Annotated in this window: 18 protein-coding genes and 1 pseudogene; 6 read left to right on the top strand and 13 right to left on the bottom strand. The window is 73.5% G+C overall.

What is annotated here, in order from left to right; genetic code table 11:
- Positions 1 to 128: 128 nt before the first annotated feature.
- From ACFPFQ_RS32910 to ACFPFQ_RS32885, 6 genes are read right to left on the bottom strand one after another with little or no spacing between them, the layout of a single operon-like run.
- Positions 129 to 905: an enoyl-CoA hydratase/isomerase family protein gene (locus ACFPFQ_RS32910; RefSeq protein ID WP_379625894.1), complete on the bottom strand. Its 777-nt coding sequence runs from the start codon at positions 903 to 905 to the stop codon at positions 129 to 131.
- Positions 902 to 2,116: an acyl-CoA dehydrogenase family protein gene (locus ACFPFQ_RS32905; RefSeq protein WP_379625892.1), complete on the bottom strand. Its 1,215-nt coding sequence runs from the start codon at positions 2,114 to 2,116 to the stop codon at positions 902 to 904. Before ACFPFQ_RS32905 ends, ACFPFQ_RS32910 begins: the two co-directional genes overlap by 4 nt.
- A gap of 10 nt (positions 2,117 to 2,126) precedes the next feature.
- Entirely contained in the window at positions 2,127 to 3,557 is a 1,431-nt protein-coding gene (locus tag ACFPFQ_RS32900) for an aldehyde dehydrogenase family protein (protein WP_379625890.1), read from the bottom strand.
- A complete protein-coding gene (locus ACFPFQ_RS32895) occupies positions 3,554 to 4,660 on the bottom strand; it encodes an acyl-CoA dehydrogenase family protein (protein ID WP_379625956.1) in 1,107 nt (368 codons plus the stop codon). The genes ACFPFQ_RS32900 and ACFPFQ_RS32895 overlap by 4 nt, the downstream gene beginning before the upstream one ends.
- Before the next feature lie 5 nt (positions 4,661 to 4,665).
- Positions 4,666 to 5,826, bottom strand: a complete 1,161-nt coding sequence (locus ACFPFQ_RS32890; protein ID WP_379625888.1) for an acyl-CoA dehydrogenase family protein — start codon at positions 5,824 to 5,826, stop codon at positions 4,666 to 4,668.
- Positions 5,823 to 7,076: a cytochrome P450 gene (locus ACFPFQ_RS32885; RefSeq protein ID WP_379625887.1), complete on the bottom strand. Its 1,254-nt coding sequence runs from the start codon at positions 7,074 to 7,076 to the stop codon at positions 5,823 to 5,825. The genes ACFPFQ_RS32890 and ACFPFQ_RS32885 overlap by 4 nt, the downstream gene beginning before the upstream one ends.
- A gap of 54 nt (positions 7,077 to 7,130) precedes the next feature.
- Here ACFPFQ_RS32885 and ACFPFQ_RS32880 point away from each other — a divergent pair, with 54 nt between their 5' ends.
- From ACFPFQ_RS32880 to ACFPFQ_RS32870, 3 genes are read left to right on the top strand one after another with little or no spacing between them, the layout of a single operon-like run.
- Complete coding sequence (locus ACFPFQ_RS32880; RefSeq protein WP_379625885.1) at positions 7,131 to 7,325, top strand: ferredoxin; 195 nt, start codon at positions 7,131 to 7,133, stop codon at positions 7,323 to 7,325.
- A 22-nt stretch (positions 7,326 to 7,347) separates the two neighbouring features.
- Complete coding sequence (locus ACFPFQ_RS32875) at positions 7,348 to 8,103, top strand: FadR/GntR family transcriptional regulator (RefSeq protein ID WP_379625883.1); 756 nt, start codon at positions 7,348 to 7,350, stop codon at positions 8,101 to 8,103.
- Between the two features lie 52 nt (positions 8,104 to 8,155).
- Positions 8,156 to 9,010, top strand: a complete 855-nt coding sequence (locus ACFPFQ_RS32870; protein ID WP_379625881.1) for a mycofactocin-coupled SDR family oxidoreductase — start codon at positions 8,156 to 8,158, stop codon at positions 9,008 to 9,010.
- A gap of 15 nt (positions 9,011 to 9,025) precedes the next feature.
- Here ACFPFQ_RS32870 and ACFPFQ_RS32865 read toward each other — a convergent pair whose 3' ends face one another.
- On the bottom strand, positions 9,026 to 10,627 hold the full coding sequence (locus ACFPFQ_RS32865; RefSeq protein WP_379625879.1) for a pyruvate, phosphate dikinase: 1,602 nt from the start codon (positions 10,625 to 10,627) through the stop codon (positions 9,026 to 9,028).
- A 54-nt stretch (positions 10,628 to 10,681) separates the two neighbouring features.
- On the opposite strand from ACFPFQ_RS32865, the gene ACFPFQ_RS32860 reads away from it, so the two are divergent.
- Positions 10,682 to 11,290 (top strand): MarR family transcriptional regulator, encoded by a 609-nt coding sequence (locus ACFPFQ_RS32860; protein WP_379625877.1) that lies wholly within the window; start codon positions 10,682 to 10,684, stop codon positions 11,288 to 11,290.
- 27 nt (positions 11,291 to 11,317) lie between these two features.
- Here the strand turns inward: ACFPFQ_RS32860 and ACFPFQ_RS32855 are convergent, their stop codons facing one another.
- Together ACFPFQ_RS32855 and ACFPFQ_RS32850 are read right to left on the bottom strand one after the other, a co-directional pair.
- Positions 11,318 to 12,169 carry a mycofactocin-coupled SDR family oxidoreductase gene (locus ACFPFQ_RS32855; RefSeq protein WP_379625875.1) on the bottom strand — a complete coding sequence of 284 codons (852 nt, stop codon included), beginning with the start codon at positions 12,167 to 12,169 and terminating at the stop codon, positions 11,318 to 11,320.
- A 273-nt stretch (positions 12,170 to 12,442) separates the two neighbouring features.
- Entirely contained in the window at positions 12,443 to 13,531 is a 1,089-nt protein-coding gene (locus tag ACFPFQ_RS32850; protein ID WP_379625873.1) for a VIT1/CCC1 transporter family protein, read from the bottom strand.
- A gap of 124 nt (positions 13,532 to 13,655) precedes the next feature.
- Here ACFPFQ_RS32850 and ACFPFQ_RS32845 point away from each other — a divergent pair, with 124 nt between their 5' ends.
- Positions 13,656 to 15,374 (top strand): cation acetate symporter, encoded by a 1,719-nt coding sequence (locus tag ACFPFQ_RS32845; RefSeq protein ID WP_379625872.1) that lies wholly within the window; start codon positions 13,656 to 13,658, stop codon positions 15,372 to 15,374.
- On the opposite strand, the gene ACFPFQ_RS32840 is transcribed toward ACFPFQ_RS32845, so the two are convergent.
- The 4 genes and pseudogenes from ACFPFQ_RS32840 to ACFPFQ_RS32825 all read right to left on the bottom strand — a co-directional run bounded on the left by ACFPFQ_RS32840 (position 15,375) and on the right by ACFPFQ_RS32825 (position 20,634).
- Positions 15,375 to 17,114 (bottom strand): PEP-utilizing enzyme, encoded by a 1,740-nt coding sequence (locus tag ACFPFQ_RS32840; protein WP_379625870.1) that lies wholly within the window; start codon positions 17,112 to 17,114, stop codon positions 15,375 to 15,377.
- A gap of 250 nt (positions 17,115 to 17,364) precedes the next feature.
- Positions 17,365 to 18,087, bottom strand: a complete 723-nt coding sequence (locus ACFPFQ_RS32835) for a TetR/AcrR family transcriptional regulator (RefSeq protein WP_379625869.1) — start codon at positions 18,085 to 18,087, stop codon at positions 17,365 to 17,367.
- A gap of 62 nt (positions 18,088 to 18,149) precedes the next feature.
- Positions 18,150 to 19,435 (bottom strand): annotated as a pseudogene (locus ACFPFQ_RS32830) (aldehyde dehydrogenase family protein).
- Positions 19,432 to 20,634 carry a cytochrome P450 gene (locus ACFPFQ_RS32825; protein WP_379625868.1) on the bottom strand — a complete coding sequence of 401 codons (1,203 nt, stop codon included), beginning with the start codon at positions 20,632 to 20,634 and terminating at the stop codon, positions 19,432 to 19,434. Before ACFPFQ_RS32825 ends, ACFPFQ_RS32830 begins: the two are co-directional and overlap by 4 nt.
- A gap of 108 nt (positions 20,635 to 20,742) precedes the next feature.
- Here ACFPFQ_RS32825 and ACFPFQ_RS32820 point away from each other — a divergent pair, with 108 nt between their 5' ends.
- A complete protein-coding gene (locus tag ACFPFQ_RS32820) occupies positions 20,743 to 21,540 on the top strand; it encodes an SDR family oxidoreductase (RefSeq protein WP_379625866.1) in 798 nt (265 codons plus the stop codon).
- The last annotated feature ends 2 nt before the right edge of the window (positions 21,541 to 21,542 follow it).

Genomic DNA, 21,542 nt, shown 5'->3' with positions numbered 1-21,542 from the left:
ACGACGGGCGGCATGCCCCGAGCAGGCGCCGCCGCGCGGGCGTTCCGACAATACCGCTGAGATGAACGTGATGGGGCCTGGCAAGGTGAGCCAGCCCCATGGCGTTCATCTCAGCCGGGTGGGCCCGCTCAGCGGATCTCCGGCTCGATCCGGGGCCCCGGGGTGAAGTCGGTCTGGCTGGTCGGGTTCGTCAGCTGCGGGTAGATCAGCGGGATCTCGCGCGCGGCGTGCGGTGACATCGACAGCGAGTCCCAGACCGCCTTCACCGTGCCCTGCACCGCCAGCGGCGGCTTGGTGGCCAGCCGCAGCGCCAGGGTGTGGGCGCGGGTCCACAGCTCCTCGACCCCGCCGGGCACGACCTCGCTGACGAGCCCGATCGAGTAGGCGCGCTCGGCACCCATCCGCTCGTCGAGCCCGAACAGCGCGATGCGCATGGCCTCGCCGAACGGGACGCGCCGGGCGAGCGCAGCGGGTTCGAGCGCCGAGAGCATGCCGTAGGTGGTGTGCGGGTCGAAGAACGTGGCGTCCGGCGAGCAGATCACCACGTCGGCCTCGTTGACCCAGTAGAACGCCCCACCCGCGCACATCCCGTTGACGGCGCACAGCAGCGGCTTCCACACCCGGTTCTGCTTGGCGCCCAGGAAGAAGCCGGGGTCATCGGCGCTCCACGGGTTGGGGTGGCGTTCGCGGCCCGCCTTGCGGTCCACACCCGCGGAGAACGCTCGCCCGCCCGCGGCGCGCAGCACGACCACGTGGACGTCGTCGTCGACGCGGCAGCGCTTCCAGATCGCGGCGAACTCGTCGAGCATCCGCTGGTCGAACGCGTTGAGCACCTCCGGACGGTTCAGCGTGATCGTGGCGACGTGGTCGGACACGTCGAACAGGACCGTCTCGTACGGGCTCAACGGGGCTCCTTCGGCAACAGCAACACCCGCTCGGCGAGCATCGTCTTGAGGATCTCCTCGGTGCCACCGGCGATCCGGTAGCCGAGCGCGCCCATCATCCAGCGGTTCCAGCCGAAGGTGCCCCATTCCCCCGTGTCGGCCGCGAACGCGGGGCCGAGCAGCTCCTGCGCCAGCTCACCGATCAGCCGCATGTTCGTGGTGAGCAGGAGCTTGTCGACGGCCCGCTCGGCGCCGCCCAGCGCGCTGGCGCCCTGGTTCTGCAGGCGCTGCTGCTGGAACCGGGCGATGCGCAGCCTGCTGTAGAGCCGCACCCAGTCCTCCCTGGCGAGCGGGTCCTCGTCGACGAGGGTGCGCAGCAGGTTCAGCGCGCGGGCCGTCATCTCGTGCGAGCGGTCCCCGACGGCCTTGCGCTCCCCGGCCAGCGCGGTGGTGGCGACGCGCCAGCCGCTCCCGGAGTCGCCGAGGCGCAGCTCATCCGGCAGGCGCACCCCGTCGAGGAACACCTCCGTGAAGCTGGCCCCGCCGGTCAGCTGGCGCAGCGGCCGGACGGTGATGCCCGGCGCGTCCATGGGCACCAGGAACATCGTCAGGCCGCGGTGCTTGGGCGCGTCCGGGTCGGTGCGCACGAGCGCGAGCCCGACGTCGGCGAACGTGGCGTTGGACGTCCAGACCTTCTGCCCGGTCACCACCCAGCCGTCGCCGTCGCGCACCGCGCGGGTACGGACCCCGGCCAGGTCGGAGCCGGCGTCGGGCTCGGAGAACAGCTGGCACGCGATGAGGTCGCCGCGCTGCAGCCCCGCGGCGTAGGTGCGCACCTGCTCAGGGGTGCCGAACGTGACGATCGCGGGCCCGACGGTGCCCACGCCGATCCGGATCGGGTTCAGGTCCGGCACGGCGAAGGCCGCCTCCAGTAACCGGTAGAGCCGATCGTGCCCCACGGGCAGCCCGGCGCCGCCGAACTCGGGAGGGCCGGTGATCCAGCCGAAGCCCGCGGCCCAGCGCAGGCGCTGCCAGTCGCGCGCGGCATCGGCCTCGCGACGCTCCTCCACATCGGACGTCTCGTGGAACAGGGCCAGGTTCTCCGGGCCGCTCCCCCACGCCGCCTCGGCCGTGACGCGGCGCGGCGCGTGGCCGTCGAGGAACTCCAGCACCTTCACCGCGAAGGCCCGTTCGTCGTCCCCGGCGGCGAGCGCCAGCAGGTCGGTGTGCACGCCGATCTCCCTACAGCTGGACGTGGACGTTCTTGGTGCGCAGGTACTCCCGCAGGCCGGCGAGCCCGCCCTCGACACCGCTGCCGCTGGCCTTCCAACCGCCGAACGGCGCCGCGGGCGGCAACCCGGCCAGCCCGTTGACGCTGACGTAGCCCGCGTCGAGCCGGTCGGCCACGCGGTGTGCCCGCGACAGGTCGCGCGTCCAGACGTAGCCGGCGAGGCCGAAGCGCGTGCCGTTGGCCAGCGCGACGGCCTCGTCCTCGTCGTCGAACGGGGTGACGGCCAGCACCGGGCCGAACACCTCCTCCTGCGCCAGCGCGCTCGCCGGGTCGACGTCGGCGAACACCGTGGGCGCCACGAACGCGCCGGTGCGGCTGCCGCCCGCGACCAGCCGGCCACCCCCGCCGCGGATGACCCCCTCGATCCGGGCCGCCGCGGCCTCGTCGACCACTGGGCCCATCGACGTCGCCGGGTCGAACGGATCGCCGATGCGCGCCTTCGCGACCGTGGCGAGGACGGCGTCGAGCACCGGCTCGTAGACGCCGCGCTGCACGAGCAGCCGGGTCGGCAGGAAGCAGCCCTGGCCGCTGTTCTGGATGCAGCCCAGCACCGCGGCGAGCTTGCCGACCCGCGCCGGGTCGGCGTCGTCGAACACCAGCGACGCTGACTTGCCACCGAGTTCGAGCACCGCGGGGACGCCCCGGGCCGCGGCCACGGCCGCCACCGCGGCACCGGCCGCGTTGCCGCCGGTGAAGGTGACCATGTCGACGTCCGGGTGCGCGACCAGCCGGGATCCCGCGTCCGGGCCGCCGCCGACGACCCCGAACACACCCGGTGGGAGACCCGCGGCGACGAACAGCCCGGCGAGGTGCAGCGCGGCGAAGGGCGCCAGCTCCGACGGCTTGAGCACCACGCAGTTGCCCGCGGCGAGCGCCGGGGCGACCTTGAGCGCCAGCGCCACCACCGGCCCGTTCCACGGGATGATCGCGCCGACGACGCCCCGCGGCGAGTACCCGATGTAGTCGTGGACGCCCGCCCCGACCGGCGCCGTCGCCCCGTAGATCTTGTCGGCCCAGCCCGCGTGGTGCGCGAACCACTCGGCCGCCTGCCCCGCGCCCGCGGCGGCCGCCCGGATCGGCATCCCCATCTCCAGCGTGCCGAGCGCCGCGAGGTCTCCGGCGTTGGCGCGGATCGTGCGCGCCAGCTCGAACAGCAGGTCCCGGCGCACGCCAGGGGCCAGCGCCCGCCACGCGGGCAGCGCGGCCCGCGCGGCGGCGACGGCGGCGTCCACCTCGGCCGGGCCGCCGAGTGCGGGCTCCGCGAAGGCCGTGCCGTCACCGGGGTGGCGGTAGGCACGCGTGACGCCGGTGCCGTCGACGAACCCGTCGCCGACGAACGTCGTGGCCTTCGGGACCAGCCGCTGCGCCTCCTCGCGGTTCACGCGCCGAACCCGAGCCGCTGGGCGAGGAGCTCGCGGTGCTGGCGCGGCGAGCCGAGCAGGATCTCCGTGCTGGTGGCGCGCTTGAAGTACAGGTGCGCGGGATGTTCCCAGGTGAAGCCGATGCCGCCGTGGATCTGGATGTTCTCGGCAGCGCAGTGGTGGTAGGCCTCGGAGCAGTAGGCCTTGGCCATGCTCGCGAGCACGCCGCTCTCCTCGGTGGCGTCGTCGAGCGCCCAGCCCGCGGCATAGGCGGCCGACGTGGCCGACTCCGCCTCGAGCAGCATGTCGGCGCACTTGTGCTTGATCGCCTGGTAGGAGCCGATGGGACGGCCGAACTGCTCGCGCACGCACGCGTAGTCCACGGCCATCTCCAGCACGCGCCGCGCGCCGCCCGCCTGCTCGGCGGCGAGCACGGCGGCCCCGATGTCGAGCGCCGCGGCCAGCGGTGCGGCGGCGCCGCCGTCGGTGCCGATCAGCGTGGCGGGCGTGGCGTCGAAGACGATGCCGGCCTGCTTGCGGGTGGCGTCCAGTGTGGACATCGGCGTGCGCTGCCCGCCGGTGGTGGCGAACAGGCCCGGCCCGGCGTCCGTGCGCGCGACGACGAGCACCAGGTCGGCGATCGTGGCGTCGAGGACGTAGAGCTTCTCGCCGGTGAGCACGTGGCCCGCACCTGAGGGCTCGGCCCGGGTGCCGACGTCGGCGGCGTCCCAGCTGCCGGCCCCCTCGGTGACGGCGAGCGTCGCGATCGTCGAGCCGTCGGCCATGCCGGGCAGGTGCTGCGCGCACGCCGCGTCGTCACCCGCGGTCAGCAGCGCCGCAGTGGCCAGCACCGCCGAGGACAGGAACGGCGCGCACAGCAGGGCGCGACCCATCTCCTCGGCCACGATCTGCAGCTCGACGACGCCGAACCCGGCGCCGCCGAACCGCTCCGGGACCAGCAGCCCGGCCAGCCCCAGCTGACCGGCCAGCACCGACCACGCGCTCGGGTCGTAGCCGTCGGCGGTCTCCATCAACCTGCGCACCTCGGACTCCGGCGAGCGGTCGGCGAGGAACCTCCGCACCGTGGCGCGCAGGTCGTCGTGCTCGGTGGTGAACGCGAACATGGTCGTCACAGGTGTTCCTCCGCTGGCAGTCCCAGCACCTTCTCGGCGATCGTGGTGCGCTGGATCTCGGCCGTGCCGGCCCCGATCGTCGACGCCCTGGTGCGGAGGTATCCGCGCACCCACCGGCCGTCGCGCTCCAGGCGCGGGTCGGCGGCGTCGAGCATGCCGTCGGGGCCGAGCAGCTCGACGGCCAGCGCGTGCAGCCGCTGCTCGAACACGCCGTGCTGCAACCGGATCGTGGAGGCGACCGGTCCCGGCGCCTGCCCCTGCAGCACCTGTCCGAGTACCCGCCCGCCGGCCCATTCGAGCAGCCGCGCGCCCGTGACGAGGTGGGCGAGCTCCTGGCGGGTGGCTGCCGAGCCGAGCCGGGCGCGGGCGCGCGCGAGCTCGACGAGGTCGCGCACCACCCGCTGGTAACGCACGCCCGCGGCGGCGAGCGACGTGGAGCGCTCGTGCCCGAGCGTTGCGCGGGCGCTGCGCCAGCCGTCGTCGTGCGCCCCGACCCGGTCGGCGACGGGCACCACGACATCGTCCAGCGCGACCTCGGCGAAGAAGGTGCTCCCGGTCATGTCCCGCAGCGGCGACACCGTGACGCCGGGCGCGTGCATGTCGAGCACGAGGCAGGTGATGCCCCGCGAGCGCGACGCCGTGGTGCCGGTGCGCGCGAGCAGCAGCATCCGGTGTGCGACCGGCGCGTTGGACGTCCAGATCTTGCGGCCGGTGACGCGGTAGGCGTCGCCGTCGAGGACGGCGCGGGTGCGCAACGCCGCCAGGTCCGACCCGGCGTCCGGTTCGGAGAAGCCCTGACACCACAGCTCGTCGGCCCGCAGCATCGGGCGCAGGTAGCGCTCGCGCTGCGCGTCGGTGCCGTGCTCCAGGATCGTGGGGCCCACGATGCCGACCGCGTTGGTGGGCGGCACCGGCGCGCGGCCGAGCATCATCTCGCGGTGGTGCACCGCCTGCAGCCCCACGGGCAGGCCCATCCCGCCCCAGCGCCGCGGCCAGCCCGGCGCCACCCAGCCGGCGTCGGTGAGCGTGGCCTGCCAGGCGCGCAGGAACGGCAGCTTCGCCGCACCGCGCGGGGTCGGACCGGGGTGGTGCCCGCCCAGGAACGCGCGCAGCTGCGCGGCGAACGCCTGCTCGTCGAGCGTGGACCGATCGGTCACCACACCAGTTCCAGCGCGTCGATCCCCATCGCCCCGCCGGCGTGCACGGTGATCGGGTGACCGTCGGCGACGGCGTAGGAGGGAATGTGCCGGTGCCACGTCGCGACGGCCGTGGCGAGCTCGTCGCGGGCCAGGTGCGAGCCCGCGCAGCGATGCGGACCCGCACCGAACGCGACGTGGCGGTTGCCGGGCCGGTCGAAGCGGACGACCAGCGGGTCGGGGAACTCGTCGGGATCGGTGCTGGCCAGGTTGGTGGACACCAGCAGCCGCTCGCCCGCCCTCATCGTGACGCCCGCGAACTCCAGGTCGCGGGTCACGGTGCGCGCCGGGTTGATGAACGCGTGCACGCGCAGCAGCTCCTCCACCGCGCTCGGGATCAGGCCTGGGTCGGCCACGAGCTGCGCGCGGTGGTCGGGGTGCTCGGCCAGGAACCGGAAGATGAACGACAGCGCGGCGGTCACGGTGTCGAGCCCGGCCACGAACAGCATGAACGTGAGGTTCTGGACCTCGTCCTCCCGGATCGGACGCCCGTCGACGGGGCTCGCGAGCAGCGCCGACACGAGGTCGTCGCGCGGCTCGGCGCGGCGCTGCGCGATCAGCTCGCGCAGGTAGGCGTTGATGTCGTCACCGGCCCGGCGGCGGGCGGCGGGATCGCCGTGGGAGTGCAGCAGCACGTTGTTCCACCCGACGAACCGCTCCGACTCCGCGGCCGGGAGCCCGAGCATGTTCGTGAAGACCGTGGTGGGGAACGGCTGCGCGAACTCGGCGATGAAGTCGCAGCGGCCCTTGCCGGCCAGACCGTCGACCAGCTGCTCGCAGGTGCGGTCGATCGCCGCGGTCCGGGCCGTCACGGCCTTGGGGGCGAACATCGGCGCGAGCACGCGGCGGTACGCGGTGTGGTCGGGCGGATCCAGCTCCAGCGGCACCATGCGCTCGCGCCTGCTCGGGTGCACCGGGATGCCGGTGGGCCAGTTGGAGAACAGCTCGGCGTGCTGCAGCGCCTCGCGGATGTCGGCCATCCGCGTCAGCACCCAGTAGCCACCGTGGTGCGGGCTCCAGAACGCGCGGTCGCGGCGCGCCTCCTGGAACGCGGCGAACGGGTCGCGCGCGAAGTCGGCGCCCATGACATGGTCGAAGTCGCGGACCAGCTCCGCCGGCACGTGGTCGGGCCTGGTGGCCGCGAAGTCGGTAGCCACGGGGTCGGCGCGGCCGTCGGCATGGTTCGGCTGCTTGTCGTCGCGGAGCGGCATGCGTTGACGGTACCGTGAAAGCACTATAACTTCCATCGAATTATGGAGGATGCGATGCGCGTGCGGGTCAACCGGGAGGCCTGCCAGGGCAACGGGCGGTGCGTGGCCGTGGCGCCGGAGATCTACACCCTCGACGACCTGGGCTACAACGTCTCCGGGGAGTTCACCATCACCGACGAGCAGGGCGAGGCCGCCTTCCGGGGCGCGGCCGAATGCCCCGAGCGGGCCATCCATGTCCACTTCGACTGAGATCACCCGGTACGGTCGGCGGATGCCAGCCAGGCTCGAGGCCGTTCGGCTCCCGAAGGCCGCCGAGATCGTCGCGCGCACGTTGCGGCGCAAGATCGTCACGCACGAGCTGCAGGCGGGTGATCCGCTGCCGCCCGAGGACCAGCTCATGGCCGAGATGGCCGTGGCGCGCACCACCGTCCGCGAGGCGCTGCGCATCCTGGAGTCCGAGGGGCTCGTCGTCGTGCGCCGCGGCGCCGGTGGCGGCGCCCGCATCCGCACCCCCGCCGTGCCGATGGTGGCCCGCTACATCGGACTGCTGCTGCAGTACGAGGGCGCCACCGTCGAGGACGTGCACCGCGCCCGCGTGATGCTCGAAGCCCCCGCGGCCGGGCTGCTCGCCGAGCGCTCCGACCCGGCCGTCGTCGAGGCGCTGCGCGCGGCTCTGGCCGACGAGGCCGCCGCGATCGATGACCCGGCCACGCTCTCGCGCGCCCACGGCCGCTTCCACCAGCGCGTCGTGCAGCTCACCGACAGCCACACCTACGACGCCCTCAGCGCCGTGGCCAACCGCATCATCCAGGCCCAGGCCGACCGGTTCGTCGCCGCGCACGGCGCGGAGGAGGCCACCCTCGAGGGGCTGGCCACGGCCCATCGCGCGCACGCCCGGCTCGTCGACCTCATCGCCGCGGGTGCGGCGCAGGACGCCGAGGACCTGTGGCGACGTCACCTCGAGGCAGGCGACGCCCACCTGCTGTCCGACCCCGGCGCGCACTCGGTGCTCGACCTGCTCGAGTAGGCGCCGCGGCGATATAGACTGAAGTTATACCGAAATCGACGGAGGCTTCAGCATGGGCAGGGTCGAGAACAAGATCGTCCTCATCACCGGGGCGGCCCGCGGACAGGGCCGCAGCCACGCCGTGCGGCTGGCAGGCGAGGGGGCCGACATCGTCGCGATCGACCTGTGCGCCGACATCGACTCGGTGCCCTACCCGCTCGGCACCGCCGTGGAGCTGGCCGAGACGGCCGCGCTCGTCGAGAAGCAGGGCAGGCGCGCCCTCACCGTGACGGCCGACGTCCGCGAGCCCGCCGCCATGCGCGAGGCTGTCGCGGCGGCGCTGGCCGAGTTCGGCCGGCTCGACGTCGTGATCGCCCAGGCCGGCATCGCCCCGCTCGGCACCGGGACCGGGCGCCAGGCGCTGATGGACACCGTGGACGTCAACCTCGTCGGCGTGCTCAACACCCTCCACGCCACGGTGCCGCACCTCGAACCGGGTGCCTCGGTGATCGCCACCGGCTCGCTCGCCGCGCTGCGCCCCCGCAGCAGCACCGGCACGGGCGGGCTCGGCTCGGTGGGCTACAAGTTCGCCAAGCAGTCGCTCGCCCGCTACGTCCACGACCTGGCAACGGCGCTGGCGCCCGAGCAGATCCGCGTGAACGCCGTGCACCCGACGAACACCGACACCGAGATGCTGCACAACGAGGGCATGTACCGGATGTTCCGGCCCGACCTGGAGTCACCGACACGCGCCGAGGCCGAGGCCTCCTTCCCGTCGATGAACGCCATGCCGGTGCCCTACGTGCAGCCCGAGGACGTCAGCCACGCCGTGGTCTACCTGGCCTCTGACGAGTCCCGGTTCGTCACCGGCATGCAGCTGCGGGTGGACGCGGGCGGCTACCTGAAGGTGCACGACTGGCGCCCCTGAGCAGCCGACCTCCCGTCAGCGACCCTGCAGCACCGGCTCCAGTGCCCGCTGTCCGGCCGCGAGCCGGGCGGCAGGCGAGCCACCGGCAGCGCCGCCCGCCAGCTCGTCGGCCCACCCGAGCAGCGTCTGCAGCTCCGGGCACGCGGCGGGCGCCACCGTGCGGGCCCGGCCCGCCACCACCTCGCCGGACGCCCCGTCGATCGTGACGACGTCGCCGGCGCGCAGCACGACGTCGCCGATCCGGACGCACCCGGCGGCCTCGTCGACGACCATCCCCGCCACCCCGACGACCGCCGGCACGCCCAGGTCGCGCGCTACGACGGCGGCATGGCTGACCAGCCCGCCGGTGGCGGTGAGGATGCCGTCGGCCACCGCCATGCCGTGCACGTCCGACGGCGAGGTCTCGGCCCGGGTCAGCACCACGCCCGCGCCCTCGTCGCCGACATCGGCGACGTCGTCGGCGGTCAGGCAGATCCGGCCCGACGCGACGCCGGGCGAGGCGCCGAGCCCGGTGGCCAGCACGTGGTGCTCGCCCAGCGGGTCCAGGTGCGGGCGGGCCAGCCGCTCCAGGTGCACCGCGCCGATGCGTCGCACCGCCTCCGCGCGGTCGATCACGCCCTCCTGCGCCAGCTCCACCGCGATCCGGACGGCCGCCGCGGCGGCCCGCTTGCCCGACCGCATCTGCAGCACGTAGAGGGTGCCGCTCTCCACGGTGAACTCGATGTCGAGCATCTCCCGGGACTGGCGCTCGAGCGCCCGCAGCACCCGCCCCAGCTCCGCCCAGATGTCCGGGAGCCGGTCGGCGAGCACCGCGACCGGCAACGTCGCGTGCCGCCCGGCGACGACGTCCTCGCCCTGCGCCCGGAACAGGAAGTCGCCGTAGAGCGCCGCCGCACCCGTGTTGGGATCGCGGGTGAAGACCACGCCCGTTCCGCTGCGGTCGTCCAGGTTGCCGAACACCATCGCCTGCACGACGACCGCGGTACCCAGGTCGTCCGAGATGCCCTGCAGCCTGCGGTAGGCCTGCGCGCGCGGGCTGTTCCAGGACCGGAAGACGGCCTCGATCGCCACCCGCAGCTGTGCGCGTGGGTCGTCGACGAAACCGTGCTCGGCACACAGCCGGGTGATCGCCGCGATCCGCATCTCGGGGTCCCCGTCGGGGACGGCGTCGAACGCTTGCTGCGGGATGCCGAGCACCACCGTGCCGAAGGATTCGAGGAACCGCCGGTGCGAGTCCAGCGCGAACCGCGGATCGCCGCGCCGGGCCAGCGCCGGGCGCGTGGCCGCGCTGCCACCCAGGTCGAGCACCGTGTCCATCATCCCGGGCATCGACACCGGCGCGCCGGACCGCACCGACAGCAGCAACGGCGCCTCCGGATCGCCCAGGCGCAGACCGCGGCGGGCCTCGAGCTCGGCCAGCGCACCGTCGACGGCCGAGAGCAGCCCGGCGGGCAACGCCCCGGTGGCGAGGTAGCTGCGACACGCGTCGGTCGTGATCACGAACGCGGGCGGCACCCGCAGCCCGGATGCGAGCATGCGCACCAACCCGGCGCCCTTGTTGCCCAGGAGCGCCCGGTCGGCGTCCACTTCTTCGTGGACAGTGATGACCTGGGACATGCGAGCAATATACGGTACAGGTTAAGACGATTTCTAGGATCGAGAGAGGTTGCCGTGACTGAACCCCGCCTGCTCGTGCTCCACATCCTGCGCCTGCGCGGTCTCGCCGCCGGTGCCGCGATCGCCGGCGGCACCGGGCTGCCTGCCGCCCAGGTGACCGGGCTGCTCGCGGAGCTGGTCGATGCCGGGCTGGTCAAGGAGCGCGGCGGCCGGCTGCCGGGCTTCGCACTGACCCCTGAGGGCCGGGCGGCGCACGCCGCCGGGATCGGCGAGGACCTCTCCCCCGCCGAGCGCGCCGACGTCGAGACCGGCTACAGCGGCTTCCTCCCGCTCAACACCACCTTCAAGCAGCTGTGCACCGACTGGCAGCTGCGCGGGCCCGAGGAGCCCAACGACCACACCGACGCGGGCTACGACGCGGCCGTCGTCGAGCGGCTGGCCACGCTGCACGTCGCCGTCGCACCGGTGCTGGCCGGCGTTCGGGTCGAGCGCTTCGACGGCTACCCGCCCCGCTTCGCGGCCGCGCTGCGGCGGGTGCAGGACGGCGACCGCACCGCGTTCGCCCGGCCGCTGGCCGACTCCTACCACGACGCGTGGATGGAGCTGCACGAGGATTTCCTGCTCAGCCTCGGCCGCACCCGGGAAGCCGCCGACGGGCACTGACCCGCACCCCTCTCACCAGCGCCCCGCTCACCAGCGGACCGACTGCCCGGCGTCCACCGGGAACGCGATCCCGGTGATCGTGCGGGCCGCTTCCGAGACGAGGAACAGCACGATGTCGCTGATGTCGGCCGGTTCCGACCAGGGCGTCGGGAGCACGTTGAGGCTGCGGGCGACGCGCTCGAACTGCTCGGGCGTGGGGTTCGCGCGGCCGGGCAGGAACAGCTCCCAGGTGGGCGCGTTCTGCAGCATCGCGGTGTTGACGCTGTTGGGATGGATCGTGTTGACGCGGATGTCGTGGCGGCCCAGCTCCAGTGCGAGCGCCTTCGCCATGCCCACCAGCCCGTGCTTGGCCGTGACGTAGTGGACGCAGTTCTGCAGGCCGCGCAGGCCCGCCGTCGAGCTGGTCAGCACGATCGAGCCGCCGCGCCCACCCGCGATCAGGTGCGGCAGGGCCGCCTTGACCGTCCACCAGACCCCGTTGAGGTCGACGTCGATCAGCTGGGTCCAGTCGTCGTCGTCGAGGTCGACGGCCCGGCTGTAGTGCGCGATCCCGGCATTGGCCAGCACGATGTCGAGCCGCCCGAACGCGGCGACCCCGTCGGCGACGGCCGCGCGCAGCGCCGCCGGATCCCGGACGTCGGCCTGCCGGGCGACGATCCGCCGTCCCGTCGCCTCCACCTGGCGGACGGTCTCGGCCAGGTCGGCCGCGTCGGCCATCGGGTAGGGCGCCGTGGGATCCGGGGCGCAGACGTCGACCGCGATGATGTCGGCGCCCTCCGCCGCGAGCCGGACCGCGTGGCTGCGGCCCTGACCACGGGCCGCACCGGTGACGAAGGCGACCTTCCCCTGGACCTGACCACCCGCGGGCTGTGCGTCCACATCGTCCTCTCGTAGGCCAACTCGATGCATGTTATAGCGGAAGGCCGTCAATTGGACAGTTGCGCGGGGCTCCTTGCCCAGCCGGTGAGGTCCGACGTCGCACACACTCTCCCGACTTCGCACACCGTTACCCGTGCTCGCAGGGTGTGGAACGCGTGCGAGGACCCGCGACGGTGTGCGAAGTCGACTCCGGTTCCCCGTGACGAGGCTCCGGGAGCAGGTGCGGGTCACGCTGCGGGAGGTGCTGGGCGAGGTGCCGGAGCCGGCAGGCGGTCAGCCCGTCACGGCCCCGAACAGCAGGCCCAGCCCGTAGGTCACCGCGGCCGCGACCACGCCGATCGCGAGCTGGCGCAGCGCCCGGCGCAGCGGCGGCCCGCCGGAGAGCACCCCGACCGTCGCTCCGGTGAGCATCAGGGCGAAGCCGACGAGCACCGAGGCGGTGACCAGCGCGACGGTGGGGTGCAGGCCGAACAGGAACGGCAGGACGGGGACGGCCGCGCCGGACGCGAAGAAGCAGAAGCTCGAGAGCGCGGCGCTCAGGCCGGTGCCGACCACGTCGTGGTCGTCGGGCGCGGTGCCCGGCGCGTCCGACACGGCGAAGGCCGGGTTGCGCAGCACCTCCGCGGCGCGGCGCTGCGCCTGCTCCGCTGACATCCCGCGGGCGCGGTAGACCAGCGCGAGCTCGTTGGCATCGACGTCGAGATCGGGCACGATCTGCTGCGCGGGGGTGCCGGGCGTCGAGGCGGCCAGCAGCTCACGCTGGGAGCGCACGGAGATGAACTCGCCCGCGCCCATCGACAGCGCGCCGGCCAGCAGGCCCGACAGGCCGGTGAGCAGCACGGTGGCCGTCGAGGCGCCGCCGCCGGAGACACCGAGCACGAGCGACAGGTTGCTGAGCAGGCCGTCGTTGGCCCCGAACACCGCGGCCCGGAACGTGCCCGACACCCGGGCGCGGCCCCGCGCGGCGAGCCCGCGCACCACCTCCTCGTGGACGTGCTCGTCGGCGATCATCGCCGCGGTGGCGTCGACGTCGGAGAAGTTGGACGAGCGACTCTCGGCCCGCTGGACCAGCGCCAGCACGAACACCGACCCGAAGCGGCTGGCCAGCAGCGCCAGCAGCCGCAGGCGCAGGTTGCCGCGCCGCGGGCTGCCGAGGTCGCTGCCGAGCAGCTGCTCCCAGTGCGCGGCGTGGCGCTCCTCCGCCTTCGCCAGCTCCAGCAGGATCTCCCGCTCCGTACCCGACCGGCGCCCGGCCAGGTCGCGGTAGACCTGCGACTCCTGCCGCTCGTCGGCCAGCCGCCGCTGCCACCGCCGCACCGAGCCGGATCGGTCCCTCGTCTCCTCCGCCACGGTGTCAGCCAAGCACCGATGCCCAGAACTGCCCCCGCAACGCGCGGGCGCCCCGGACAGCGGTGGCGGGCGGGCCGGTGCGCCGGTAGTTTCCACGGGCGCAACCGCGATCGACCGGTGCCGCCGAGGAGGGCTCGTGAGCACCGCGACGGTGATCAGCCTGCTGGGCATGGCACTCGTGGTCGGCGCGTCCGCGGTCATCAACTTCCTCGGGGCGTCCGCCCGCAACACCTCGGACTTCCTGCTCGCCTCCCGCACGCTCGGCCCGGCCACGAACGCCGCCGCCATCTCCGGGGAGTACCTGTCGGCCGCGTCGTTCCTCGGCGTGGCCGGGCTGGTGATGCGCGACGGTGCCGACGCGCTCTGGTACCCGGTCGGGTTCACCGCCGGCTACCTGGCGCTGCTGCTCTTCGTGGCCGCGCCGCTGCGCCGCTCGGGCGCCTACACCGTGCCGGACTTCGCCGAGCTGCGCCTGCAGTCGCGGCCGCTGCGACGGGTGTGCACGCTGGTCACGATCGTGCTCGGCTGGTTGTTCATCCTGCCGCAGCTGCAGGGGGCCGGCCTGACCGTGGCCACGATCTCACCGTTCCCGAGCTGGAGCGGGATCGCGGCGGCCGGCGTCGTCGTGCTCGCCACCGTGCTGTTCGGTGGCCTGCGTTCCATGACCCTGGTGCAGGCGTTCCAGTACTTCCTCAAGCTCTTCGCGCTCGCGGTGCCGACGGTGCTGCTCGTGCTGCACTTCGCCGGCGGTGGCCCGGGCACGACGCGACCCAGCACGCCCGCGTTCACCACCGAGACCACCGTCACCGTCCGGGCCGACGTGGGGATACAGGTCGAGGGTCCCATCATCGTCACGGTCATCGGCACGCTCGACGAGACGCCGCGGACCGGACCCGTGACGTGGTCGCGGGGCACCCACACGGTGGCGGCCGGCACCACGCTGGTCTTCCCGGCGGGCACGCCCGTGCCCTCCCCGGTCAGCGTCGCAGGCGTCGACGACGGCTGGCTGGTCCCGCTCGCCCCCGGCGGGCACTACTCGCTGCTGGCGACGTACTCGCTGATACTGGCGCTGCTGCTCGGCACCATGGGCCTGCCCAGCATCCTGGCCCGCTTCTACAGCAACCCCGACGGCCGGGCCGCGCGCCAGACCGCGATCATCGCGCTGGCGCTGGTCGGCGGGTTCTACCTGTTCCCGATCCTGCTCGGCGTGCTGTCGCGCTTCTACACCCCGCAGCTGCTGCTCACCGGCCAGTCCGACGCCGTCGTCCTGCTCCTGCCCTCGGCGGCGCTGGGCCCGGGGTGGGTGGCGGACGTGCTCACCGGGCTGATCACCGCAGGGGCCTGGGCGGCGTTCCTGTCCACCGCAACCGGCGTCGCGGTGAGCGTGGCCGGCGTGATCCACACCGATGTGCTGCGCCAGGGTCGCGCGAGCTACTTCCGCCTCGCCGCGCTGATCGCCACCGTGGTGCCGCTGGGTGCGGCACTGCTGGTGACGCACCTGGAGTTCACCGAGGCGGTGGCACTGGCGTTCGCCGTGGCCGCCTCCACCTTCTGTCCCCTGCTCGTGCTCGGCATCTGGTGGCGACGCCTGACCGACCACGGCGCGATCGCCGGGATGCTGGTGGGCGGCATCCTGGCCATCGGCGCCACGGCGGTGTCGCTGACCGGCCTGCACGACACCGAGTGGCCCGTGATGCTGCTGGCCCGCCCGGCCGTGGTCAGCGCTCCCGCCGCGTTCCTGACCATGATCGTGGTCAGCCTGCTCACGGCGAAGCGCCGCCCACCCGATGTCGACCAGCTGCTGCTGCGGTTGCACGCCCCCGAACGGCTCGGGCTGGGGGCGCCCCGCTCCTGATCAGAGCTCGAGGATCGTGACCGTGGCCGCGGTGCCGTCGACCTCGATCAGCGCGCCGTCGGGGATCCGGCCGGTGGCGTCGGTCGCCGAGACCACGCAGGGGATCCCGAGCTCCCGGCTGACGATCGCCGCGTGCGAGAACGGCGCGCCGACGTCGACGACGACCGCGGCCGCCGCGACGAACAGCGGTGTCCACGACGGGTCGGTGATCGGGGCGACGAGGATGTCGCCCGGCTCGAGCGCCGACGGGTCGTTCGGGTCGGTGAGGACCCGGGCCCGGCCCCTGGTGACGCCGGTGCAGCCCGACACGCCCGTGATGACCTCGCCGACGACCGCGGCGGTGTGCGAGCGGTCCGAGCGCCGCTTCCACTCCGACAGCGGCGGGGCCTCCCCCACCACCACGAACGGCGGCTCGTGGTCGAAGAGCTCGAGGTAGGTCTTCTCGCGGTCCTTGACCGTGCCGGTGAACGACCCCGGGCTCGCCACGTAGGCGGGGAGCTCGTCGGCGAACAGCATGAAGATCTGCTTCGCGTCGTCGAGGTGGCCGGCAGCGACACCGCGGCGGCCCAGCTCGAGTGCCGGCAGCCGCAGCTCGTGCACGAGCATCGCGGACGTGGTGCGGGAGCGTTCCCGACCGCGCAGCCACAGCGCCGCGGCGCGGAGCGCCACCTCGAACTGGCCGGCTGCCTCGGGGTTGCCCGCCACCAGCTCGCGCACGACCGCGGTGGCGGCCTCGCGCTCGGCGGCACGCTGCGCGTTCTTGATCGCCGGCGCCTCGCCGTCGTCGATGCCGCGCATGCGGTCGACGGTGTGCAGGGCGAGCTCGGGCCGCAGCGACCAGGTGAGCGCGCGCAGCTCCCACTCCGCGGGGCCGCGGAAGTCCCACTCGGTCAGGAAGGCGTCGAGCTCGGACCGGAACGCGACGACCTCGGGGTCGGTGCTCGCGGCGATCCGCTCGTACAGCCCGCCGACGCCCTCGTCGAACAGTGCAGCGACGGCACCCGAGCGGGCCTTGCGACTGAGTGCCCACATCCCGGTGGAGGGGCCTGCCGAGTCGACGTCGCCGATCCCGCTGACGAGCGTGAGGCCGAGCTCCGGCTTGCCCACCGCCGCGGCGAGCTGGCCGATGGCACCGAGACCGACACCGGACTTGAGGCTCGACTCGATGTGGTGCTGGAACAGCCGGCGCTGCAGGTCGGCGAACGAGGTGATCCGCGCCGCCAGCTCCGCGTCGGTGAGCGCCGCGATGTCCGGGCGGGCGGCGCGGATCGCGAGCACCTCGGCCCGGTCGGCGTCGTAGGCGGGCAGGCCCTCGGCGAGCAGGACCTCCTCCATCAGCCAGGCGCCCGCCCGCTCCGATGCCGCGGGGTCGTCATCGAAGTCGCGCTTCTCGCTCGCGTAGGACGGGATGCCGGGCATGTCGCCGAAGTACTGCAGGTCCACGGCCTCGGCACCCATGCCGGGCACCCGCACGCCGAAGAGCCGCATGAGCGACATGTTGATGTAGAGGTAGCTGCCGAAGGCCGGCAGTACGTTGCGGTCGACGGCCTTGTCGTAGAGGTGGTGATCCCAGACCCGGCACGCCACGAAGGCGTCCTGCCAGCCCGGTTCCAGGTTGGCCTGGAAGCCGGCGGAGGCGTTCAGCGGGGAGATCGGGTCGGGGAAGATCTCCCCCACGTTGGCCCGCGAGTACAGCGGGAACGTCTTCGAGGTGCTGTCGAAGATCGGCCAGTCGGTCACGGAGCGGTCTCCCTCGTCACTGAGGCTCGGTGGGCACATTGCTGGAGCTCGGGCCGGCCCGGGAGAACTGCATCCGGGCGGTGTCGCCGAAACGCGGACCCGCATTTCATTCTGCGACGAACAAGTCACATATTGACCTGCCGGCGAGGCGGTGTCAACCCACCCCGCGGGTATCGCCGGACCGGATCCGGGCACGTCAGAACCGCTCCCGACCGGCACGGGGAAAGCAGCTGCGGGCGCGCGGGACCGATCAGCCGGTGACGGCCCCGGCCACGTGCTCGGAGCCGGGCCGTGACGGATCCGCCGCATCCTCGGTGCGGGGCAGCGAGCGGTGCCACACCCCGCTGACGGCCGCGGCCAGCTCGTGGATCCGCTCGGGACGCGGCGCCTCGGCGGGGAGCCCGATGTGGACGTAGGCGGTCTGCTCGATGGCCGAGCCGAGCACGTCGGCGAGCAACTCGAAGTCGGTCTCCCCGATGCGGCCCTGCACGTGCAGCCGCCGCAGCCAGCGGGCGGTGCGTTCCACGTAGCTCGCGCGCTGGCGCAGCCAGAGCTCGGCGAACCCGTCGTCCGCGCTGGACGCGGCGGCCTCCCGCATGACACGCAGGATGTGCCGGTTGCGGGAGTAGGACGCGAAGTACGACGTGGTCAGCGCCGTCATCGTGGCGAGATCGACGCCGTCGCCGACCACCGCCCGCGACGTGGACGCCGCCAGCTCGTCGAGGCTCGGTCGCAGTGCCTCGAGGAAGATCTCGTTCTTGCTCTGGAAGTGGCGGTAGAAGTTGCCCTGCGAGACCCCGGCCCGGAAGACGATGTCGGAGATCCGCGTGCGCGCGTAGCCGTACTCGGAGAAGCAGCTCAGCGCCGCGTCCAGCAGTTCCTGCCGGGTGCGCAGGCCACGGACGTTCTTGCCGCGACGGACGGGCTGCTTCGCGGTGTCGCCTGTCACCGATGGCGCCTCCAGCTCGGACACGGCCGCTCCGCTCTCCCTCGTGATGTGAACCGGTGTCACCATATCCCGTGCCTGCCCGCGGCTCAGCCGAGCAGCGCGGTCATCTCCACGAACTCGTCGATGCCGTACCGGCCGAGCTCACGACCGAGGCCCGAGCGCCCGGTCGCCGACCAGATCCCGGCCGCCAGCCCGTACTCGGTGTCGTTGGCCAGCTCCACCGCCGGCGCGTCGGCCGGCCCGGCAGCGTAGGTCTGCACGGCGAGCACCGGCCCGAACACCTCCTCGCGCGCCAGCGCCATGTCCGGCGTGACGCCCGTGAACGCGGTGGGCCGGTGGTAGAAGCCCGTGGCGAGCCCCTCGGGCGCCTCGGGTCCGCCGATCAGCAGCGTCGCGCCGTCGTCGACCGCGCGGCGGACGTGGCCGCGGACCGCGGTGCGCTGGTGCTCGCTGACCAGCGGACCGAGCTCCGACGCGCCGTCGAACGGGTCGCCGACCCGCAGCGCGCCGATGACCGCCACGAGCCGCTCGCAGACCTCGTCGTGCAGCGACGCGGGCACCAGCAGCCGGGTCAGCGCGTTGCACGCCTGCCCGGAGTTGAGAAGGCCTGCTGCACGGCGCTGGGCACCGCCTCGTCGAGCGGCGCGTCGTCGAGCAGCACGTTGGCCGACTTCCCGCCCAGCTCCAGGCAGACCCGCGTGATGCCCGGCGCAGCCAGCTCGGCGACCCGGGCTCCCGAGCGCACGCTCCCGGTCAGCGACACCCCGTCGGGCAGGCCCACCTCGCACGCGAGCTCGGCGAGCGCGTAGGCGCACAGGGGCGCCACCTCGCTCGGCTTGAGCACCACCGTGCACCCGGCCACCAGCGCCGGACCGATCTTCGCCGCGATCTGGTGCAGCGGCATGTTCCACGGGGTGATCGCGACAACGACGCCGGCGGGTCGGCGCAGCAGGGTGCCGGTGGCCAACGGCTCGCTCCACGGGTAGGAGGCCGCGAGATCGGCCGTGAGCCGCAGTACCTGCGCCGGCATCCGCACCTGCGCCGCGACGGCGAGGTGCCACGGCATGCCGACCTCCGTGGCGACCACGCCGGCGATCTCCTCGGCGTGGTCGTCGAGCGCGGCAGCAAGGCGCCGGACGAGCTCGGCCCGCTCCGCGACGGGGGTGGCGGCCCAGCCCGGCCCGGCGGCGTGCGCCGCATCCACCGCGGCCCGCGCCTCGGCGGCGGTGCCGGCCGGCACGTGCGCCACGATCTGCTCGGTGGCGGGGTCCACCACCGCGATCCGGCCACCGGTTGCCGGGACCCAGCGCCCACCGATGAGGTGCTCGGCGCGGTCGTGGACGAGCGCCGCACCGGGGCGGGTCGTGATCATCCACGCCCCTGCGTCATGCGGACCGGCAGGCGCTTGATGCCCCGGAACCAGTTGGACAGCAGCCGGTCGGGCTCGCCGAGCAGCTCGACGTGGATGTCGCGGGCCAGCAGCTGCTCGTAGAAGACGCGCGTCTCCATCCGGGCCAGGTGCGCGCCGAGGCAGAAGTGCGGGCCGGCACCGAAGCCCAGGTGCCGGTTGGGCGTGCGGTCGAGCCGGAACTCGTCCGGCTCCGGGAACATCCGCTCGTCGCGGTTGGCCGCAGCGAACCAGAGCACGACCTTCTCCCCCGCCCGCACCGTCTGCCCGTGCAGCTCGACGTCGGTGGTGGCGGTGCGGCGCATGTGCACCACCGGGGAGACCCAGCGCACCATCTCCTCGATCCCGGTGCGCAGCAGGCCCGGGTCGGCCCGCAGCGCCGGCCAGAGACCGCGCTGCCCGAGCAGGGCGACCGAGCCGCTGAGCAGGTTGCGCGTGGTCTCGTTGCCGGCGACCGTGAGCACCATGTAGTACGGGTTGAGCCACTCCTGGGTCAGCGGCGCACCGTCGATCTGCGCCTGCACCAGCGTGCTGACGACGTCCTCGCGCGGGCAGGACCGGCGCTGCTGCGTCAGCTCGGCGTAGTAGGCGAACAGCTCGTCGCGGGCCTTCGCCGCGGTCTCCGGCCCGGCCGAGTACTCGGGGTCCTCGCTGCTCGACTCGTTGGTCCAGCGCAGCAGCAGGTCGGCGTCCTCGACCGGAACGCCCAGCATGGGTGCGAACACCAGCAGCGGCAGCCGCGACGCGATGACCTTGACGAAGTCGAACTCGCCCAGCTCCAGCGCCTCGTCGAGCAGCGCGGCGGTGACCGTCTCGACGCGCTCGGCGAGCTTCTCCACCGCACGTGGCATGAACGTGGAGGTGAGCAGCCTGCGCATCGGCCCGTGCTCGGGCGCGTCCATGTTGTGGATCTGGCGCGGCCCCGTGCCCTCCGCACGGCGGTTCGGGATCTGGGTGCCCTCGGCGTTGCCGAACCGCGCGGCGTCCTTGGCCAGCGCCTCGACGTCGGCGTAGCGGGTGACCGACCAGAACCCCTCCTCGGCGCCCGGTCCCGGGTTCCAGAACAGGGGTGCCTCGTGCCGCAGGGTGCGGAACACCTCGCCGTCGCGGTCCTCGGCGAAGACCTGCGCGTCGAGGAGATCGACCCCCTCCGGCCGAGACACCGGGCAAGCACTCGTCGTGACCATCGCCGGCTCCATCCCTTCGCTGCCTTGCTGCCTGTTTTGCGACTGAACCTATACATCTCGCGGCGAAGATGGAAGGGTGGCGACATGGCCAGCACCGCGGATCCCTCCTGCCTCGTGGTCACCGGCGCGGCATCCGGCATCGGAGCGGCGCTGGCGAGCCGGCTCGTCGCCGCCGGCCGCCGGGTCATCGGGGTCGACCGCACGGCCGCGATGCCGGCCGGGGTCGAGCCGGTCACCTGCGACGTCACCGATCCGGCAGCCGTCGCCGACGCGCTGGACACGATCGCCGCCCGCTCCCCCGCCGGCACCGTCGACGGCCTCGCCGCCGTGGCGGGCGTGCCGGGCACGGCGGCGGCCGACGTCGTGTACGCCGTCAACCTGCTCGGACTGCGCCGGTTCACCGAGGCGCTGCTCCCCCGCATCGCCGATGGCGGGTCGATCGTCCTGCTCTCGTCGATGGCCGGCTACCGCGGCGCCGCGACCGGCGAGGATGCCGCCGCACTGCTCGCACTGCCCGACGGTGCGCTGCTGCAGCGCCTGCAGGATCACGGGCTGGACGGACCGGCGGCCTACCAGCTCTCCAAGCAGCTGGTGCAGCGCTACGCACTGGAGCTGGCGGCACGGATGCACCCGCGCGGGGTCCGCTGCGTCAGCGTCAGCCCCGGTCCCGTGCAGACGCCGATACTGAACGACTTCCGCACCACGATGCCCACGCTCGACGCCGCGGAGCGGCTCGTCGGCCGCCACGCGCGGCCCGACGAGATCGCCGCGGTCGTGGCGTTCGCGCTGTCCCCGGAGGCCTCCTGGCTCAACGGGGTCGACCTGCGCCTCGACGGCGGGCTCACAGCACTGCGCAGCACCCCTTCCGCCGCTGTAGTGTGACG

Source organism: Pseudonocardia sp. GCM10023141 (assembly GCF_042653605.1).
The sequence above is the reverse complement of the archived record's forward strand: the minus strand, read 5'-3'. Positions and strand labels throughout refer to the sequence as shown.

Coding starts and splice junctions, on each gene's coding strand:
- ACFPFQ_RS32865 (WP_379625879.1), bottom strand. CDS start 10,627: ATGTCCCAGGTCATCACTGTCCACGAAGAAGTGGACGCCGACCGGGCG.
- ACFPFQ_RS32885 (WP_379625887.1), bottom strand. CDS start 7,076: ATGCCGCTCCGCGACGACAAGCAGCCGAACCATGCCGACGGCCGCGCC.
- ACFPFQ_RS32880 (WP_379625885.1), top strand. CDS start 7,131: ATGCGCGTGCGGGTCAACCGGGAGGCCTGCCAGGGCAACGGGCGGTGC.
- ACFPFQ_RS32875 (WP_379625883.1), top strand. CDS start 7,348: ATGCCAGCCAGGCTCGAGGCCGTTCGGCTCCCGAAGGCCGCCGAGATC.
- ACFPFQ_RS32895 (WP_379625956.1), bottom strand. CDS start 4,660: ATGTTCGCGTTCACCACCGAGCACGACGACCTGCGCGCCACGGTGCGG.
- ACFPFQ_RS32870 (WP_379625881.1), top strand. CDS start 8,156: ATGGGCAGGGTCGAGAACAAGATCGTCCTCATCACCGGGGCGGCCCGC.
- ACFPFQ_RS32820 (WP_379625866.1), top strand. CDS start 20,743: ATGGCCAGCACCGCGGATCCCTCCTGCCTCGTGGTCACCGGCGCGGCA.